At 34.1% G+C, this 18342-nt stretch carries 21 protein-coding genes; 9 read left to right on the plus strand and 12 right to left on the minus strand.

What is annotated here, in order from left to right:
- Positions 1-55 precede the first annotated feature (55 nt).
- Entirely contained in the window at positions 56-1531 is a 1476-nt protein-coding gene (guaB, locus tag KAOT1_RS07090; RefSeq protein WP_007094076.1) for an IMP dehydrogenase, read from the minus strand.
- A 192-nt stretch (positions 1532-1723) separates the two neighbouring features.
- On the opposite strand from guaB, the gene KAOT1_RS07095 reads away from it, so the two are divergent.
- The gene (locus KAOT1_RS07095) at positions 1724-2551 is read left to right on the plus strand and encodes a head GIN domain-containing protein (protein ID WP_007094077.1); all 828 of its coding nucleotides are present in this window, start codon (positions 1724-1726) and stop codon (positions 2549-2551) included.
- A gap of 7 nt (positions 2552-2558) precedes the next feature.
- Here the strand turns inward: KAOT1_RS07095 and KAOT1_RS07100 are convergent, their stop codons facing one another.
- The 3 genes from KAOT1_RS07100 to KAOT1_RS07110 form a co-directional block, all read right to left on the minus strand.
- On the minus strand, positions 2559-3422 hold the full coding sequence (locus tag KAOT1_RS07100; protein WP_040559395.1) for a hydroxymethylglutaryl-CoA lyase: 864 nt from the start codon (positions 3420-3422) through the stop codon (positions 2559-2561).
- Positions 3423-3524: 102 nt separating this feature from the next.
- On the minus strand, positions 3525-3740 hold the full coding sequence (locus KAOT1_RS07105; protein ID WP_007094079.1) for a hypothetical protein: 216 nt from the start codon (positions 3738-3740) through the stop codon (positions 3525-3527).
- Positions 3741-3900: 160 nt separating this feature from the next.
- The gene (locus tag KAOT1_RS07110) at positions 3901-4221 is read right to left on the minus strand and encodes a hypothetical protein (RefSeq protein ID WP_007094080.1); all 321 of its coding nucleotides are present in this window, start codon (positions 4219-4221) and stop codon (positions 3901-3903) included.
- Between the two features lie 195 nt (positions 4222-4416).
- Here KAOT1_RS07110 and KAOT1_RS23530 point away from each other — a divergent pair, with 195 nt between their 5' ends.
- Positions 4417-4590: a hypothetical protein gene (locus KAOT1_RS23530; RefSeq protein ID WP_007094081.1), complete on the plus strand. Its 174-nt coding sequence runs from the start codon at positions 4417-4419 to the stop codon at positions 4588-4590.
- Between the two features lie 139 nt (positions 4591-4729).
- On the opposite strand, the gene KAOT1_RS07115 is transcribed toward KAOT1_RS23530, so the two are convergent.
- The 3 genes from KAOT1_RS07115 to KAOT1_RS07125 all read right to left on the minus strand — a co-directional run bounded on the left by KAOT1_RS07115 (position 4730) and on the right by KAOT1_RS07125 (position 6743).
- Entirely contained in the window at positions 4730-4945 is a 216-nt protein-coding gene (locus KAOT1_RS07115) for a hypothetical protein (protein WP_007094082.1), read from the minus strand.
- A 150-nt stretch (positions 4946-5095) separates the two neighbouring features.
- Positions 5096-5716 carry a LysE family translocator gene (locus KAOT1_RS07120; protein WP_040559397.1) on the minus strand — a complete coding sequence of 207 codons (621 nt, stop codon included), beginning with the start codon at positions 5714-5716 and terminating at the stop codon, positions 5096-5098.
- A gap of 7 nt (positions 5717-5723) precedes the next feature.
- Positions 5724-6743 (minus strand): quinone-dependent dihydroorotate dehydrogenase, encoded by a 1020-nt coding sequence (locus KAOT1_RS07125; protein WP_007094084.1) that lies wholly within the window; start codon positions 6741-6743, stop codon positions 5724-5726.
- 222 nt (positions 6744-6965) lie between these two features.
- Here KAOT1_RS07125 and pepT point away from each other — a divergent pair, with 222 nt between their 5' ends.
- The 3 genes from pepT to KAOT1_RS07140 all read left to right on the plus strand — a co-directional run bounded on the left by pepT (position 6966) and on the right by KAOT1_RS07140 (position 9830).
- Positions 6966-8201 carry a peptidase T gene (pepT, locus tag KAOT1_RS07130; protein ID WP_007094085.1) on the plus strand — a complete coding sequence of 412 codons (1236 nt, stop codon included), beginning with the start codon at positions 6966-6968 and terminating at the stop codon, positions 8199-8201.
- 127 nt (positions 8202-8328) lie between these two features.
- The gene (locus KAOT1_RS07135; RefSeq protein WP_007094086.1) at positions 8329-9159 is read left to right on the plus strand and encodes a mechanosensitive ion channel family protein; all 831 of its coding nucleotides are present in this window, start codon (positions 8329-8331) and stop codon (positions 9157-9159) included.
- 77 nt (positions 9160-9236) lie between these two features.
- Complete coding sequence (locus tag KAOT1_RS07140; protein WP_007094087.1) at positions 9237-9830, plus strand: YdeI/OmpD-associated family protein; 594 nt, start codon at positions 9237-9239, stop codon at positions 9828-9830.
- 115 nt (positions 9831-9945) lie between these two features.
- Here the strand turns inward: KAOT1_RS07140 and yajC are convergent, their stop codons facing one another.
- The 4 genes from yajC to KAOT1_RS07160 all read right to left on the minus strand — a co-directional run bounded on the left by yajC (position 9946) and on the right by KAOT1_RS07160 (position 13140).
- Positions 9946-10227 carry a preprotein translocase subunit YajC gene (gene yajC / locus KAOT1_RS07145; protein WP_040559399.1) on the minus strand — a complete coding sequence of 94 codons (282 nt, stop codon included), beginning with the start codon at positions 10225-10227 and terminating at the stop codon, positions 9946-9948.
- A gap of 18 nt (positions 10228-10245) precedes the next feature.
- A complete protein-coding gene (locus tag KAOT1_RS07150) occupies positions 10246-10815 on the minus strand; it encodes a DUF1573 domain-containing protein (RefSeq protein WP_007094089.1) in 570 nt (189 codons plus the stop codon).
- 43 nt (positions 10816-10858) lie between these two features.
- The gene (nusB, locus tag KAOT1_RS07155; RefSeq protein WP_316927978.1) at positions 10859-11698 is read right to left on the minus strand and encodes a transcription antitermination factor NusB; all 840 of its coding nucleotides are present in this window, start codon (positions 11696-11698) and stop codon (positions 10859-10861) included.
- Positions 11699-12036: 338 nt separating this feature from the next.
- Complete coding sequence (locus KAOT1_RS07160) at positions 12037-13140, minus strand: Glu/Leu/Phe/Val family dehydrogenase (RefSeq protein WP_007094091.1); 1104 nt, start codon at positions 13138-13140, stop codon at positions 12037-12039.
- A gap of 141 nt (positions 13141-13281) precedes the next feature.
- On the opposite strand from KAOT1_RS07160, the gene KAOT1_RS07165 reads away from it, so the two are divergent.
- Positions 13282-15036, plus strand: a complete 1755-nt coding sequence (locus KAOT1_RS07165; RefSeq protein WP_007094092.1) for an ABC transporter ATP-binding protein — start codon at positions 13282-13284, stop codon at positions 15034-15036.
- Positions 15037-15116: 80 nt separating this feature from the next.
- Positions 15117-15491 carry a PUR family DNA/RNA-binding protein gene (locus tag KAOT1_RS07170; RefSeq protein ID WP_007094093.1) on the plus strand — a complete coding sequence of 125 codons (375 nt, stop codon included), beginning with the start codon at positions 15117-15119 and terminating at the stop codon, positions 15489-15491.
- A gap of 132 nt (positions 15492-15623) precedes the next feature.
- On the opposite strand, the gene KAOT1_RS07175 is transcribed toward KAOT1_RS07170, so the two are convergent.
- A complete protein-coding gene (locus KAOT1_RS07175) occupies positions 15624-15977 on the minus strand; it encodes a 4Fe-4S dicluster domain-containing protein (RefSeq protein WP_040559937.1) in 354 nt (117 codons plus the stop codon).
- Between the two features lie 146 nt (positions 15978-16123).
- On the opposite strand from KAOT1_RS07175, the gene KAOT1_RS07180 reads away from it, so the two are divergent.
- Positions 16124-17185 carry an acyl-CoA reductase gene (locus KAOT1_RS07180; RefSeq protein ID WP_007094095.1) on the plus strand — a complete coding sequence of 354 codons (1062 nt, stop codon included), beginning with the start codon at positions 16124-16126 and terminating at the stop codon, positions 17183-17185.
- Between the two features lie 85 nt (positions 17186-17270).
- Positions 17271-18335, plus strand: a complete 1065-nt coding sequence (gene serC / locus KAOT1_RS07185; RefSeq protein ID WP_007094096.1) for a 3-phosphoserine/phosphohydroxythreonine transaminase — start codon at positions 17271-17273, stop codon at positions 18333-18335.
- Positions 18336-18342 lie beyond the last annotated feature (7 nt).

The following is an 18342-nucleotide window of genomic DNA, read 5'->3' on the forward strand; positions in this document are numbered from 1 at the left end:
TTTTTTTGAAGATATTCAAAAATAGACAGCCTTTTTGATTGTTTATAGTGTCGTATTAACGTCTTGAATAGTTTGGTGCTTCTTTGGTAATAGCAACGTCATGCGGATGACTTTCGTTGATTCCACTTGCCGTAATACGCACAAATTGTCCTGTTTCTTTAAGCGTTTCAATGTCTTTTGCGCCACAATATCCCATTCCTGCGCGCAATCCGCCAATGAATTGGTGAATGCTTTCGTCTAAATTCCCTTTGTATGGCACACGACCTACAATTCCTTCTGGAACTAATTTTTTGATATCAGCTTCTACATCTTGGAAATACCTATCTTTTGAGCCTTGTTTCATAGCTTCCACAGAACCCATTCCACGATACGATTTAAATTTTCTTCCTTCGTAGATGATTGTTTCCCCTGGCGATTCTTTTGTTCCTGCAAGTAACGAACCTAACATCACAGAATCGGCTCCAGCTGCAATGGCTTTTGGAATGTCTCCTGTATAGCGAATTCCTCCATCAGCAATGACAGGAACGCCACTACCTTTGATTGCCGCAGCAACTTCCAATACTGCCGAAAATTGTGGAAAACCAACTCCAGCGACTACTCTGGTGGTACAGATTGATCCTGGACCAATTCCTACTTTTACTGCATCCGCTCCAGCGTCAACTAAGTATTTAGCGGCTGCTCCTGTGGCGATATTTCCAACAATAACATCTAAATCTGGAAATTGTGCTTTGACAGCTTTTAATACTTCTACAACACCTTTTGTATGTCCGTGCGCGGTATCAATTACAACTGCATCCACTCCTGCATTTACCAACGCTGCTGCTCTATCAACTGCATCTGCCGTAACTCCTAACGCTGCTGCAACGCGCAAACGTCCGTAAGAGTCTTTATTAGCAATTGGTTTTTGAGTTACTTTTGTGATATCTCTAAAGGTAATAAGCCCTTTTAGTTTATAGTTATCATCAACAATTAAGAGTTTTTCTATTTTATTTTTTTGAAGAATTGCCTCTGCATCTTTTAACGAAGTTCCTTCTGATGAAGTGACTAAGTTTTCGCTTGTCATTACCTCTACAATTGGGCGCTGATTGTTATGCTCAAAACGCAAATCACGATTCGTTACAATTCCTTTCAACTTCCCATTTTCGTCTACAATAGGAATTCCGCCAATGCTGTGTTCTTTCATGTTTGCTTTGGCATCGGCAACTATTGCAGTAAGTGGTAAAGTCACAGGATCGATAATCATACCACTTTCGGCACGTTTTACTTTCCTAACTTTTTGTGCCTGACGTTCAATCGTCATGTTTTTGTGTAAAACTCCAATTCCACCTTCTCTTGCCATTGCTATTGCCATTGCAGATTCGGTAACCGTGTCCATCGCTGCCGAAATGATCGGAACATTGATGGTGATATTTCTCGTAAATTTTGTTTGAATGCTGACTTCTCTTGGAAGTACTTCTGAAAACGCAGGAACTAATAATACATCATCGTACGTAAGTCCTTCGCCAAGAATTTTGTTGTTGTGTGCTGTCATTGTGCAATTAAGATATAATTGCATGCGAATATACTACTTTTTGTGTAATTTATAGTGAAAAGAGATACAGATAACGATATATTAATAAAGATCAGTCATAAAGTCTATTTTTTTTAGGACAATTACTAAATTGAAAGCGTTAACCTATGTTACTTTTTATGGAGACTTTTGTAAAATACTAATTTACATGACATGAAACATTTATATATTTTCTCTACACTATTATTTTTAAATTTTGGTGTTTGGGCACAGAATACATCAGAAATTAAAGGAAATAGAAATCTCAAAAAAATTTCAATCGATTTGTATGAAACTTTTCAGACTGTTGAAATTGATGATGAACTTGAAGTTACACTCCGACAAGGAAAAGAAAATCGTTATACGCTTGAAACTGATGAAAATCTTATTGGTGTTATTAAATTTACAGTGCAAAACAATATTTTAAAAATTTACACTTCACAAACTATTACAAGAAGTAAGAAAATTGATATTGAACTTACCGTTACTGATCTTCAAAAGATTGTATTGAAAAATGATGCAGAAATTCGTAGTAGAAACCGTTTGGAAACCGAAATGTTAGCGATTTATGCTTACAATTCTAGTAAAGCTGATATTGAAGTTGAAACGACAAAATTTACTGCTTTGATGCAACACAACGCGACAGGAAAATTTGAAGTTCGTGCAGAAACTACAGAATTGGTTATGAATGGCAGAACAGATATGAATGCCGATATTAAAACAGATGCATTGATGGTAACCACACAAGAAAATGCAGAATTGAAACTTGATGGATCAGCTGATTTGGGTGAGTTTACACTTATGGATGCTTCTAAAATTGATGCAGAACACATGAAAGTTTCTGAAATTAGTGTTTCTGCCACAAAAAACACAGACGCATATGTACACGCAACAAAAAATTTAAAGATTACCGCTGAAGGAGATAGTAAGATTTATGTATATGGAAATCCTGATTTAACTGTTGAAACATTTGCTGATAAAGCTAGAATCATTAAAAAGTAAATAATTTTTAATGATATTCATTGAATATTTTTGAAGCTTCATTATACGAAGATTCAAAACTCATTGCCTGAACGTTTGCATTGGCTTTAGCCGCTGTAAAATAAGATACCATTTTTTCTGTAGGCATGTTTCCTGTGAGTTCATCTTTTGCCATTGGACAACCTCCAAATCCTTGAATTGCACCATCAAAACGTCTGCAACCTGCTTTGTACGCCGCATCTATTTTTTCGTGCCATGAACTTGGTGTTGTATGTAAATGTGCGCCAAATTCAATTGCTGGATATTTTGGGATTAAGTTTCCATATAAATAGTCAATCACTTCTGGAGTAGAAGAACCAATCGTGTCTGAAAGTGAAAGTATTTTTACACCCATATTGGAGAGTTTCTCTGTCCATTCGCCTACAATTTCAACATTCCAAGGATCTCCGTACGGATTTCCAAATCCCATAGAAAGATATGCCACAACTTCTTTGTTGGTTTTATCAGCAATATTTAGAATCTCCTGTAATGTTTCTATAGATTGTGCAATGGTTTTGTGCGTATTACGCATTTGAAAGTTTTCTGAGATCGAAAACGGATATCCTAAGTATTGAATTTCAGGATGTGTACTTGCATCGTTTGCACCACGAACATTGGCAACAATGGCTAGTAGTTTGCTTGTGGTAGTTGATAAATCTAATTTTGACAATACTTCGGCAGTATCAACCATTTGCGGAATGGCTTTTGGCGACACAAAACTTCCAAAGTCAATCGTATCAAAACCGACACGTAGCAATGACTGAATGTATTGTACTTTTTTTTCTGTTGGAATAAACATCTTGATGCCTTGCATGGCATCTCGTGGGCATTCTATTATTTTAATGTTTTCCATAGATTGTCAAAGATAATCAACGAAAACGTTTTAGGAAATATTTTTTGATAGAGAATGTTATAAAAAAAAGCGAGTATTACTCGCTTTTTACATCATTTGGTCTCACGGACAATAATATGAATCGCATCCTCCAAATCGAGAATCGCACCAATTACGCTTTGTGTCTTTGCATCCTAGTTGGTTTGCTAATGTAACTGGTTCTACAGGTTTTTGACATGATAACGCGCCCGAAATTGCGCCTCCGTTGAGTGATAATTCTTTTAAATTACTTACAGTACTTCTTGTAAGATTTAACGTTTTTAAGCTTTTTTTCTTCATAATATATGTGTTAAATGTTTACACAAACAAACAATTACTTATAAAGAAATAAAATTGTTTGCACTGAGTTTTTATAAAACATCACACATTTACATCAAAACATAAGTGGCTTATTTTCAGCATGTTAAAAACTATCTGACTTTGTAAATTGTTCTTAATTTTAAGCAAACAACCAAGACCCAAAATAGTTAAACCAAAGTATGAATCCTGTGATGCTTCCGAAGAAACCTGTAAGAATAAATGCAAATCGGTATCGCAAAGGAACGATCATAAATATGACAAATTCTTCTTCTGTGAAATTTTCATAAGAACCCAGTTCTTTAAACATTTTTCGCCATTCAATTACAGCTGCATCTTTAGAGAAACCTTCGTAATTGTGAGACATGCTTCCATAACTGAGCGTTGTTTCGTAACCGAGACTTTCCGCCACAGCGATATGACCTAATTCATGCGTTTGTGTCCCAATAATGACCGAAATCATAAAGCTTGGAAAGAATATTCAAAAAGTACTCCAAGAAATATTAGAAAGAATTATAAGGTTCTGATTATCAAATATTTAAATTAAAATACTTAGTTAAAAATACATGAAGCATTTATAAATGATGAATAGCATTGTTTTGATCTCTTACAATCTATTCATAATTTAATCACATTAACAATTACAAACCAAATTATTATGAAGAAAAGAAGTTTAAAAAATCTCAAACTCAACAAGCAGTCTATTTCTGATTTGAATCAAATGAAAGGTGGAAATTTCGAACACGAATCTGCTACTATTATTCCTTTTTGTTTTACAACTTTGTCATGCGTGCTAATCTGCGTTACAAAACTAGGTTGTGACAAGGAATAACCTGCAAATCAGTTCTGCAATTAATGGAATTTTACCAATTTATGTAATTGCAAAAAACAGCTAAAGAAAGCAGCTTATCAAATGTTGATAAGCTGCTTTTTCATTTAAGATATGTTTTTTTGTCTATGTCTAAAACTTTTTAGTTTGGACAGTAATAGCTATCACAGCCTCCAAAACGAGAATCGCACCAGTTATTTTTTGTATCAATACAACCTAGATATGGTCTTGTTGGCGGTGGCGGTGGCGGTGGCAAACATGATAATCCTCCCGATTGATCTTTCCCTCCTGCTAACTCATGAAAGTGACTGATAGTTTTTTTAGTCAATTTTAAACTTTTTAAATTCTTTTTTTTCATAATTTCTGTGTTATGTTTAGTTACACTAAAGTAGTTAAGAAGAAGTGAGCCCAAAAGGAAAGACGCTCGTTATTTATGAATTGTAAGAATGATAATTTTTTAGTAACCAACTAACAATCAATCAAATAAAATTAAAAAAATTGAGATTGATTAGGTAAGCATGATAAAAATTGCAATTCCGATAAACACTATGATTTGCAACCATTTCATGTAAATTCCGATATTTTTATTTCTTTTGATAGATTCGGAAATTGTTCCTGCTAAAACTGCAATAGCACCAAAAACCACGAAAGAAACCAAAATAAATAGCAAACCTAAAACGTAAAATTGAAGAACTTTATTCATGGTTTCACTAAAGAGAAATCCTGGAAACAGGGCTAAAAAGAATAGTGTTACTTTCGGATTCAGAACATTCATGATGAACCCTTGTTTGAATAATTCAGCAACCGTTTTTTGTGGAACTGCGTCGTTTCCAAGTTCAATAGTTCCTGAACTTTTAAAGACTTTGTACGCTAAATACACTAAATACAACGCTCCAAAAAGTTTGATAGCAAAGAATAGTTTCGGATTTTGCTGTAATACCGTTGAAGCTCCAAATGCCACCACCGATGTATGAATTAAACAGCCAGACATTAATCCCAAAACCGTAGCAATTCCAGACTTTTTGCCATTTACAATACTCTGCATTAATACATAAATATTGTCGGGTCCAGGTGTAATTGCCAACATAAAAGTTGCTGCTATAAATCCTATGAGTATTTCTATATTCAAATTGTCCTTAAGCTTGTTTTAGTAATTTTTTATTGATGTTTTTGATGAGTTTTGGACCTTCATAAATAAATCCAGTGTACAATTGAACCAAATCTGCGCCAGCATTTAGTTTTTCTAAAGCATCTTCTGCAGAATGAATTCCTCCTACTCCAATGATTGGAAAAGCTTTGTTACTTTTTTCTGCTAGAAATCGAATGACTTCTGTTGAACGGTTTGTCAAAGGTTTTCCACTCAATCCGCCCATTTCTTCCTTATCTTCCGATTGCAAACCTTCACGAGAAATCGTGGTATTGGTCGCAATAACGCCTGCAATTTTGGTATCTGCGACAATTTGAATGATGTCTTCCAATTGCTCATTCGTCAAATCGGGCGCTATTTTAAGTAAGATTGGTTTTGGTACATCCTTTTCATTATTCATCGTTTGTAAAGTCATTAATAACTTTGTCAACGGTTCTTTGTCTTGCAGTTCTCGCAAACCTGGTGTATTTGGTGAACTTACATTTACCACAAAATAATCTACATATGGAAATAAGGCTTCAAAACAAATTTTATAATCTTCAACTGCATTTTCGTTTGGCGTTACTTTATTTTTTCCAATATTTCCTCCAATTAGTACGCCTTTATTTTTCTTTAAACGTACTACAGCTTCCTGAACGCCTCCATTATTGAATCCCATTCGGTTAATAATCGCTTCGTCTTGCTTCAAGCGAAACAAACGCTTTTTAGGATTTCCTTCTTGTGGTTTTGGTGTTAAGGTTCCAATTTCTATAAAGCCAAAACCAAAGTTAGAAAGTTCATTGTAGAGTTTGGCATCTTTATCAAATCCTGCTGCTAAACCTACAGGATTTTTGAATTTTAAACCAAAAACAGTTCGCTCTAAACGTTTATCATTTACAGCATATATTCCTCTAAAAATACTTGACATTAAAGGAATTTTACAAAGCGTTCGAATTAAAGAAAAGGTAAAATGATGCACTTTTTCAGGATCGTATTGAAAAAGAATAGGCTTTATGAGGAATTGGTACATGTTGTATTGTTTGTGCAAAAATAGTCTAATTTTTAGAAGTCAAAATATTTTCACGATGTAATTTTAACGAATTGTGTTTTATATTCTAATTGAATTATTCCCGAGTTACTTCTGCTGAATAGCAACAAAAAAAGTTCGTATTACATCATTTTTTTGAAAAAGATTTTCGAATGAATCTGTTATTTTTTCAGAAACACTTATTTTTGAAGAAAAAGAAATCACATGCAACATATTATAGATAGATTCATTAGTTATGTAACGATTGATACTGAATCTGATCCAACTTCAGAAACAACACCAAGCACAGAGAAACAATGGGATTTAGCCAATTTGTTAGTGGACGAGTTGAAACGAATTGGATTGTCTGATGTTACGATTGACGAAAACGCATACATTATGGCAACCTTGCCGAGCAATGTAGACCATGAAGTGCCAACCATTGGATTTGTGTCACATTTTGATACGTCTCCAGATTTTACTGGCGCGAATGTAAAACCGCAAATCGTTCCAAATTACGATGGAAAAGATATTGTACTTAATGAAGAACAAAATATTGTGCTTTCGCCAGATTATTTTGATGATTTATTATTGTATAAAGGACAAACCTTGATTACTACTGACGGAACAACCTTGCTTGGCGCAGATGATAAAGCAGGAATTTGCGAAATTGTTTCTGCGATGGAATACCTCATCAATCATCCTGAGATAAAACATGGAAAAATTCGTATTGGCTTTACACCTGATGAAGAAATTGGTCGTGGCGCACACAAGTTTGACGTAGAAAAGTTTGGTGCAGAATGGGCATATACGATGGATGGAAGCCAAATTGGAGAATTAGAATATGAAAACTTTAACGCCGCAAGCGCAAAAATTGACATTAAAGGGAAAATTGTGCATCCTGGATATGCCAAAGGAAAAATGATTAATTCGATTTTAATTGCGAATGAAATCATCAATTCGTTGCCACAGCATGAAATTCCGCAAGAAACTTCGGGTCGTGAAGGTTTTTACCATTTGCATACTACCAAAGGAAGTGTAGAAGAATCTACTTTAGAATATATTATTCGCGATCATGATAAGGATAAATTTGACGCTCGAAAAGAATTGCTAGGCAAAATTGCAGACGACATCAACAGTCGTTATACCTATAATCCTGTGACGTTGACAATAAAAAATCAGTATTTTAATATGAAAGAAAAGGTGGAACCTGTATTTCATATTGTAGAAATTGCTGAAGAAGCGATGAAGTCTTTAGGAATAAAACCACTTATCAAACCTATTCGTGGCGGAACAGATGGTTCGCAGTTATCATTTATGGGCTTGCCATGTCCGAATATTTTTGCGGGTGGACATAATTTTCATGGACGTTATGAATATGTTCCTGTAGAAAGCATCTTAAGCGCCATTGAAGTTATTGTGAAAATCACGGAATTAACGGCTGAAAAGTATAAAAAATAGTATCAGTTTTTACATTTATCGGTTTTTTCCCTTACTACATCGATCGTTGGAATTTTATGTCCTTGTAAGAATTTGACTCGTGATGTCTTTGTTATTTTTGAATGAATAACCTTAAAATAAAGACATTATGGGAGAAACTTTTACAAACTCGTTGGGTACATTTTATGAAGCTATTGCTGTTGGAATTGGAGATTGGGGATTGAAATTAATTGGAGCATTAGCTGCTTTAATTATTGGTTTCTGGATTATTAGAATGATTATGAAAGCAGTTTCAAAAGCATTTGAAACTCGTCATGTAGATGAAACATTACGCCCTTTTTTACTTACCCTAATTGGATTTACACTTAAAATTGTATTACTGATCTCAATTGCGGGAATTGTTGGAATTCCTACTGCCTCTTTCGCTGCTTTAATTGCAGGAATTGGAATTGCCATTGGTGCAGCTTTTAACGGCTCGTTAGGTCATTTGGCTTCTGGTGTGATGCTTCTCGTATTCAAACCATTTAAAGTTGGTGATTTAATCAAAACAAATGATGCATTCGGTTTTGTAAAAGAAATTTCGGTATTTGTAACTATAATTGAAACATTTCAAAACGAAACTGTGATCGTTCCTAATGGTGCAATTACTGCAAATAAAATTACAAATCTTACCAAAATAGGAAACTTACGTATTGACATGCCGTTTGGAATTCAATATGGAACAGATATTCAAAAGGCTAAAGAAATTGTGGCTACTGTTTTGAAAAGTGACAGTAACGTATTGTCCAATCCTGCGCCGAGAGTTGCGGTTCATAATTTAGGCGCAAATGGTATTGAACTATTAGCAATGCCGTATGTAGACTGTAATAATTATTGGAATGTATATTGGGATACACGTCAAAAAATTGTGGAAGCGTTAGGCGCAGCCAATTATGATGCTCCTTTTGCTCAACGCATTGTAACCATGAAACAATCATAAACTACAATATATATCAAATAGATAGTAAAGCTACTTTTTTTAAGGTAGCTTTGTTTATTTTTGTAAAAATTTAGTCCATGAAAAAATACACATCTGTAGAAGCATATTTGTCTGATTTTCCCGAATGGGAAGATACGTTGCGTTTGCTGCGAAAGATTGTTCTTAAGAATCCAGCTGTGACAGAAACTTTAAAGTGGAGAATTCCTGTGTATACCGTTGGTGGAAAGAATGTGGTGGGTTTGGGCGCGTTTAAATCGTATGCAGGATTGTGGTTTTTTCAAGGTGCTTTGCTAAAAGATGCTTCAAACGTTTTGGTAAACGCGCAAGAAGGAAAAACTAAAGCCATGCGACATTGGAAGTTTTCTTCTGCTGATGAAATTCCTGAGGAATTAGTCAAGAAGTATATTGACGAAGCTGTTCAGAATCAACAGGAAGAAAAGGTTGTTAAAATTAAAAAAAGTACAATTCTCCAACTTCCTGAAGAATTGAAAACAGCTTTGGAAACCAATACAGATTTACAAGAAGCGTTTCAAAAATTAGCTAATTATAAGCAGAAAGAATACGCAGAACACATTGCAACAGCAAAGAGAATTGCTACCAAAGAAAGCAGATTGCAAAAGATCATTCCTATGATTTTAAACGGAGTTGGTTTGAGTGATAAGTATCGATAGTTTGGACGTTTCTCAAGCAATGTCAACGCGTGAGATTTTTACATTTATTATAAAAAAACAAAAGCATCGTTTTCACGATGCTTTTCTATTGGTGTTAGTTTACAAGTGTAAACGATTATTTTTTTTCAGAAGGTGGTTTGTTTAAACGTAAAGTTGCATCTGCGGAAAGTGCTGCGCGCTCAAATTTGATTTTTCCAGCACCAGTTTCAATAACGCATGTATGATCTTTATCGTTCAATTCAACAACTTTTCCATGAATTCCACTTTTGGTAATCACACGATCACCTTTTTTAATGGAAGCCATAAAATTCTTCTCTTTTTTCTGACGTTTTATGCTAGGCGCAAGTATAAAAAAGTATACTACGACTACCATAAGTGCTAAAGGTATAAAATCCAATCTATTTGTTGTATATGATTAATGATTGTGTCCGTCGTTTCCTGATTTAGCAGCAGCAGCTTTTTGAGCTTCTTGTTGAGCTTTCATTCTTGCTTCTCTATCAGCTTTTGCCTTTGCTCTCTTTGCTTCCAATTCAGGGTTTGGCGTAGCAAATGCTTTGATACGAACCATTTCTCTCCCTTTTTCAGTATTTGCAGTTACAGTTACTGTATTAGTTTTAAGATTTGGCTTGTTTGTAGAGTTGTACTTTACTGTAAATTCTCCTTTTTCTCCTGGAGCAATTGGTTCTCTTGGCCAATCGTTTGGTACAGTACATCCACAGCTTCCTTTAATGTTAGAAATTAATAATGGTGAACTTCCTGTATTTGTAAATGTAAATTTAGTTTCTACTTGGTCACCTTCATTGATAGTTCCGAAATCATGTTCAGTTTTATCAAAAGTCATTGCTGCAAAGTTTTTAGACTGTGCATCTCTTTCTGCTGCTTGTGCAACATTTTCGCTTTTAATTTTCTTTGAGGCATCGTCTTTACATGATGTGAATAAGACAAGCGACATCGCTCCTAATAAAATAAATCCTTTTCTGATCATAGTATTTAATAATTTTGAGTTGTAAATTTAATAATTGTTTTTGTTACATCAAACCGCGACCGATTTTATTTAACTTATTTTCTTTTTTATATTCTTTAATGAGTTTATCTAAAATTCCGTTTACAAACATACTACTTTTTGATGTAGAATATTCTTTAGCGAGCTCAATATATTCATTTATGGTAACTTTTGCAGGGATTGAAGGGAATTTTAGCAATTCGCAAATCGCCATTTTCAACAATATTAAGTCTAAATTCGCAATTCGATCTTTGTCCCAATTTGGTGTTTTCCCTTGAATTTCAGCAGTCAACATTTCATCATTCAACACTGTTTTTCTAAACAAATCGCGCACAAAAACCTTGTCTTCATCATCTTTATATAGTTCTGATAGAAAAATACGCTCTTTTCCTGGCTTGGCTTGCTTGATTGATTTTAAGATTAATGTGTTGACTACAGGAACATCATCTAACCATGTTAACTTTTGGTCTTCAAAGTATTCATACAGTTTCTCGTTGGGTGCAATGACATTTGAAAATAACTTTGCCACAAAAGCACGATCGGCATCGTAACTTGTTTCTGTGGAGTTCATGTATTTTTTGTATACATCACTTTTTAGCATTGCATCATAAACAATACGAACATATTCATCATTCAGTTCCCAATCATTGATGTTCCGATTCTTCACCGCATCTTTTAAGTTTTCATTCTCAACCAAATGACGAATAATTGCATTTTGAATGAATTTTTTATTTGGATTTTTTTCTTCCGAAGTTGCCAAATATTTTTTTTGAGAAAGCGCCAATTGGTTTTCTGCATACTGACTTAATTTTACAAATAAGTCAAGCGTTAGGATATGCAGGTCATGCATATTCGCAATACTCATATTGATAAATTTTAACTCTTTATCAACTTGATCACTATGTGATTGTGACAATGCATAAATAGATTGCATTACTTTAACTCGAATATGTCTTCTTGTTAGCATTTAAGTAAGAACTTTAATTTTAAAAAACACGAACCTGTACTAATCCCAACTTTTAGGAATTGACACAAGTATCGAAATAATAAATATTTCAGATTCTGCTTTTCAGCAGCATTAGTTCAGCTTTCAATTTTGAATTTGTCTTCAAGACTTTTCAAAAGTAAGTTTCACTAAAATGAAAGGCGAAAAGATCAAATCCTTTCGCCCCGCAAAAATATAATTATTTTAAAAGAATGCTACTATTTCTTAGCTTCTTTTTTTCTTGCTTCAATTCTATCAACCGCAATGTTTAATGCAGAAAAATGTGTTGTTAAGTTATGAGTATCTGAATGCTTGAAAATTTCTAACGTAGTATTATAGATATTTTCAGTTTTACGCATGATTTCAGCTTTTCCATAACCTTCTAATTCCGCATATACATTGATGATTCCGCCTGCATTGATTAAAAAATCTGGTGCATAAGCAATACCGCGATCTCTTAACATAGCGCCATGCTTTATTTCATCTTCCAACTGATTGTTAGCTGCACCAGCAATTACTTGCGCTTTTAATTTGTGAATACTTTCATCATTTACAGTGGCTCCTAAGGCACATGGCGCGTAAATGTCCATGTCTTCTGAGTAAATATCTGATCCTCTATAAATTTCTGCTCCGTAGGCTTTGCTTACTTGTTGCAAACGTTCTTCATTAATATCAGCAATGATAATTTTTGCTCCTTCATTTGATAAATGTTCTACCAAAGCTTCTCCTACGTGTCCAATTCCTTGTACATACACGGTTTTATCTTCTAAAACATCAGAACCAAACTTGTATTTTGCCGCAGCTTTCATTCCCATAAAAACTCCGTATGCAGTAATTGGTGAAGGATTTCCTGCGCCACCTCTCGATTCTGAGATTCCAGTAACGTAAGGTGTTACATCACGAACCAAATCCATATCGCTCGTTTCCATTCCGATATCTTCTGCCGTAATATAACGTCCGCTTAAAGAATGTACAAATTCACCAAATCGCTTCATCAACTCAGGTGTTTTCTGCGTTTTAGCATCGCCAATAATCACAGCTTTTCCACCACCAAGATTTAATCCTGTAATGGCAGATTTAAATGTCATTCCGCGAGACAAACGAAGTACATCATTTAAAGCTTCCCATTCATTCTTATATTGCCACATTCGTGTTCCGCCAAGAGCAGGTCCTAAAACTGTGTTATGGATTCCTATTATTGCTTTTAAACCTGTATCTTTGTCGTTGCAAAAAACAACTTGTTCATGATTATCAAAAGATAGTTGTCCAAAAACAGGATCTACCTTGTGTAATTCGCTTGTATTGATGACGTCTGAGACCATACTTCTGTTAAATTAATTTTATAATATATATAAAAAAGTGTGTGCAAAAATAGTGATAATTAAAATTTATACAATAAACTTGTTGTTAAAATGAATATTTTTCAAAACAAATCTATTAAAAACAGTTGCGAATTTTAGCTGATGAAAGAATTACAACACTTAAACAAATACTTCTTAAAATACAAAGCAAAACTACTTTTGGGAGTTTTAATTACCATAATCGCTCAGATTTTTGCACTTTTTGCCCCAAAACTTATAGGAAACTCACTTACTATTGTTGAAAAGTACATTAACAAAGAGGTAACAGATATCGCAATCGTCAAGAATGAACTGTTATTTAATATTTTAATTTTGATTGGTGCCGCAGCTTTGGCGAGTTTCTTTACTTTCCTTATGAGACAAACAATCATTAATATTTCTAGATATGTGGAATATGACTTGAAAAATGAAGTATATCAACAATATCAAAACTTATCTACCAACTTTTACAAAAAGAACCGAACAGGAGATTTGATGAATCGCATCAGTGAAGATGTTGGAAAAGTACGTATGTACGCCGGACCTGCAATTATGTACAGTATTCGTACCATAACTTTGTTTGCATGTTTGGTGCCGCTGATGTTTATTACTGCGCCAAAAGTTGCGATTTACACGCTAGTTCCGTTGCCAATATTATCATTTCTTATCTATAAATTAAGTCGCGCCATACAGAAACGAAGCGCGATAGTTCAGCAATTTTTATCAAAATTATCCACATTTACCCAAGAATCATTTTCTGGAGTTTCCGTCATTAAAGCGTATGGAATAGAACCACAAACTAAAACTACGTTTGATGCCATGGTGATAGAAGGAAAACAGAAAAATATGGACTTGGTAAAAGTGCAAGCTTGGTTTTTTCCGATGATGATTTTACTTATTGGCGCGAGCAATATTTTGGTTATTTACATTGGCGGACAACAATATATACGTGGTGATATTGAATTTGGTGTCTTGGCAGAATTTATCATGTATGTCAATATGCTTACATGGCCTGTAGCTACCATTGGCTGGGTAACTTCTATTATACAACAAGCAGAAGTATCGCAACAGCGCATTAATGAATTTTTGAAAGTTGAACCAGAAATTCAAAATCTCGTTACTGAAGAAACTCCAATTAAAGGAGATATTGAATTTAAAAATGTGTCTTTTACTTATGATGACACCAATATTACGGCGTTGAAAAATATTTCTTTTTCGCTTTCTTCAGGTGAAACGTTGGCAATTGTTGGAAAAACAGGTTCTGGAAAAACAACTATTTTAGACTTAATCAGTAGAATGTATGATACCGATAACGGTGTGATTGAGATTGATAAAACTCCTATCAAAAAGTTGCATCTCGATAGTTTGAGAAACGCCATTAGTATTGTACCACAAGATGCTTTTTTATTTTCGGAAAGTATCAAAGAAAACATCAAATTTGGAAAAGAAGATGCTACGGATGAAGAAGTGATCGCTGCAGCGAAATTTGCTTCGGTTCACAAAAACATAATTGGTTTTAAGAAAGGTTATGACACTATTTTGGGCGAACGCGGAATTACCTTAAGTGGTGGACAAAAACAGCGTGTTTCTATTGCGAGAGCCATCATCAAAGACCCAAATATTTTACTGTTAGACGACTGTTTATCTGCGGTTGATACTGAAACAGAAGAAGAAATCCTCAGTAATATTGAACGTATTACAAAAAATAAAACAACAATAATTGTAAGTCACCGTATTTCATCAGCCAAAAACGCCGATAAGATTATTGTGTTGGACGATGGTAACATTATTCAAAACGGTAGTTATGACGATCTTATAGAAGAAGATGGCTACTTTAAGGAGCTCTATTTAAAACAGCTTTCCGAAAAAGATTTGTAAGATTTTGTTGTTCAGTTAATTTTTTTTTTACATTTTTGAGGGAGATTAACAAACAACTAAAATTTTAGAAAAAAGGGATTATGAGTGAAAAAGAATTATTAGAGAAAGAAGAAATTTTCTCTAAAGTATTGCGGGCAGGAAGGAGAACTTATTTCTTTGATGTCAGAGCTACCAAAGCTGGCGACTATTACCTAACCATTACTGAAAGCAAAAAATTTACAAATGACGATGGATCTTTCCATTATAAAAAACACAAAATCTATTTGTATAAAGAAGATTTTACTGCATTTACAGAAATTTTAAGCGAAATGACACAGTATATCGTTAATGAAAAAGGAGAAGAAGTAATTTCTGAACGTCACCAAAAAGATTTTAAAAGAGAATACAACACGGAAGAAACGACACCAAAAACGGATATTGAAAGTTTTACAGACGTAAATTTCGAAGATATATAAAAATCACAACCAACCCAAAACCAAAAAAAGCCACTTTATTTTTATAATAAGTGGCTTTTTGCTTTTTGTATGAAATTGAATGATTAAATTATTGAATGATTTTAATAATTCAAAATTTAAAATTCATAATTTCTAACTGTCAGGATGCATAAATGCTTGTTTTCCTAACAATTCTTCTTCTGTCTCTACAATATCTTCATCTGGCACACAACAATCTACTGGACAAACTGCCGCACATTGCGGTTCTTCATGGAAACCTTTACATTCCGTACATTTATCGGGAACTATGTAATAAATTTCGTCCGAAATAGGTTCTTGTGCATCATCTGCGTTTGCTTCCTTTCCACTTGGAAGCACTACGTTTCCTGTTAAAGAAGTTCCGTCAGCATAGCGCCAATCGTCAGCTCCTTCATAAATTGCAGTATTTGGGCATTCTGGTTCGCAAGCACCACAATTTATGCATTCATCAGTAATAATTATTGCCATTATTTTTTTGTATTCGTTTACAATCTTTTTACGTTCTACCACTTATGCGGTAAAAGTTTTATAAATTCGCCAAAAATAATACTTGGCTTTATTTATAGTTTTAAGATTACAAAAATAACGCCAAAACTATTCATAAACAAATTCAGATGGCTTTAGCAGAAAGAATTAACGCTTTTGTAAAATTAGGAAGGTTTTTATCACAATTCTCCAAAGAAAATCCGCAACCAAATTCGGCAATACCACTCAATGATCTTTTTTTTGAAGGAATGAAGCATCAGTTGAAGCTTGCACAAGAAAATAACGGCTGGTTTACGCAAGAAAATTTACGCTTTGCCATTGGTAATTGGGCAGAAGCATTGCAAGAAGAAAAATTGATACGTTGGACAGAAAATTACAATCTCGATGCTGTTTCTCCTAAAAAAGTAGCCATCATCATGGCAGGAAATATTCCGTTAGTAGGTTTTCACGATTTTTTATCTGTATTAATTTCTGGTCATGACGTATTAGTAAAGCAATCCTCAAATGACAAACACCTTCTGCCCTATTTGGCAAAATATCTGGAATATGTAGAACCAAGTTTTAAAGGAAAAATCTCCTTTACAGATGAAAAACTTACCGATTTCGACGCCGTAATTGCTACAGGAAGCAACAATACTGCACGTTATTTTGAATATTATTTTAAAGACAAACCAAATATTATTCGAAAAAACAGGAATTCGGTTGCCATTCTTACTGGAAACGAAACTAAAGAACAACTTGAACAATTAAGCGATGATATTTTTACTTATTTCGGATTGGGTTGCAGAAGTGTTTCCAAACTATTTGTCCCCAAAAACTATAACTTTCAAGACTTTTTTGGCGGAATGTATGGCAAAAGTGACATTATGAATAGTGCAAAATATGCCAATAACTACGATTACAACAAGGCTGTTTACCTAATGAGTCTGTTCGACATTCTTGAAAATGGCTTTATGATGATAAAAGAAGACACACAATATGCTTCTCCTATTGCAACGGTTTTTTACGAATATTATGATGATCTTTCTTCACTTCAAGAAAAACTAAAAGCAGATGCGGAAAACATTCAATGTATTGTGGCTGACATTCATATGGAAAACGAAGTGAAATTCGGGCAAACCCAACATCCTGAGCTACATGATTACGCTGATGGCGTAAATACCTTACAATTTTTAGTCAATTTGTTATAAAATATTTAGCAATATCATAACAACAATTCGTTCATAATTTAGCAACTTTGCATTCATTAAAACAACACACGACAAATACCTACAGATGAAAAAACATAATTTTAGCGCAGGACCTTGTATTTTACCACAAGAAGTATTACAAAAAGCTTCGGAAGCAGTACTTAACTTCAACAATGACAATCTTTCTTTAATTGAAATATCGCATAGAAGCAAACCATTTGTAAACGTGATGGAAAATGCGCGCAGTTTAGCTTTAGAATTACTTGGTTTGGAAGGAAAAGGCTACAAAGCACTTTTTTTACAAGGTGGCGCAAGCACACAATTTCTTGCAACTGCTTACAATTTATTAGACACAAAAGCTGCTTATTTAAACACAGGAACTTGGAGTACAAAGGCCATCAAAGAAGCAAAACTATTTGGTGATATTGTTGAAGTCGCTTCTTCTAAAGACAAAAACTTTACATACATTCCAAAAGAATATAGCATTCCTTCTGATGCTGATTATTTTCACTGTACAAGTAACAATACCATCTTTGGAACGCAAATAAAACATTTTCCAGAAACAAATGTACCTGTAGTTTGCGACATGAGTTCAGATATATTTTCTCGCCAACTAGACTTTTCAAAATTTGATTTAATCTACGCTGGAGCGCAAAAAAACATGGGACCTGCAGGAACAACTCTAGTAGTTGTAAAAGAAGAAATTTTAGGGAAAGTAAACAGAACGATTCCTTCAATGTTAGACTATAAAGTACATATTGGGAAAGACAGTATGTTTAATACGCCAGCGGTTTTCCCTGTGTATGTTTCGATGTTGACATTAGAATGGTTGAAGAATTTAGGCGGAATTGCGGCTATAGAAAAAATCAACGAGCAAAAATCAGCTTTATTATATAATGAAATTGATCGAAATCCATTGTTTAACGGAATTGTTGCAACAGAAGACAGAAGTCACATGAACGCTACATTTACCCTAACAAATGAAGCTTTGACTGATACATTCAATACAATGTGGAATGATGCAGGAATCAATGGACTTAACGGACACAGAAGTGTTGGTGGTTACAGAGCTTCTATGTACAATGCATTGTCATTAGAAAGTGTACAAGTGTTAGTAGATGTACTGCAGGAATTAGAAAGAAAAGCATAAATATTTC

The sequence above is a fragment of the Kordia algicida OT-1 genome (assembly GCF_000154725.1).
In the GTDB taxonomy this organism is placed as follows: Bacteria; Bacteroidota; Bacteroidia; order Flavobacteriales; family Flavobacteriaceae; genus Kordia; species Kordia algicida.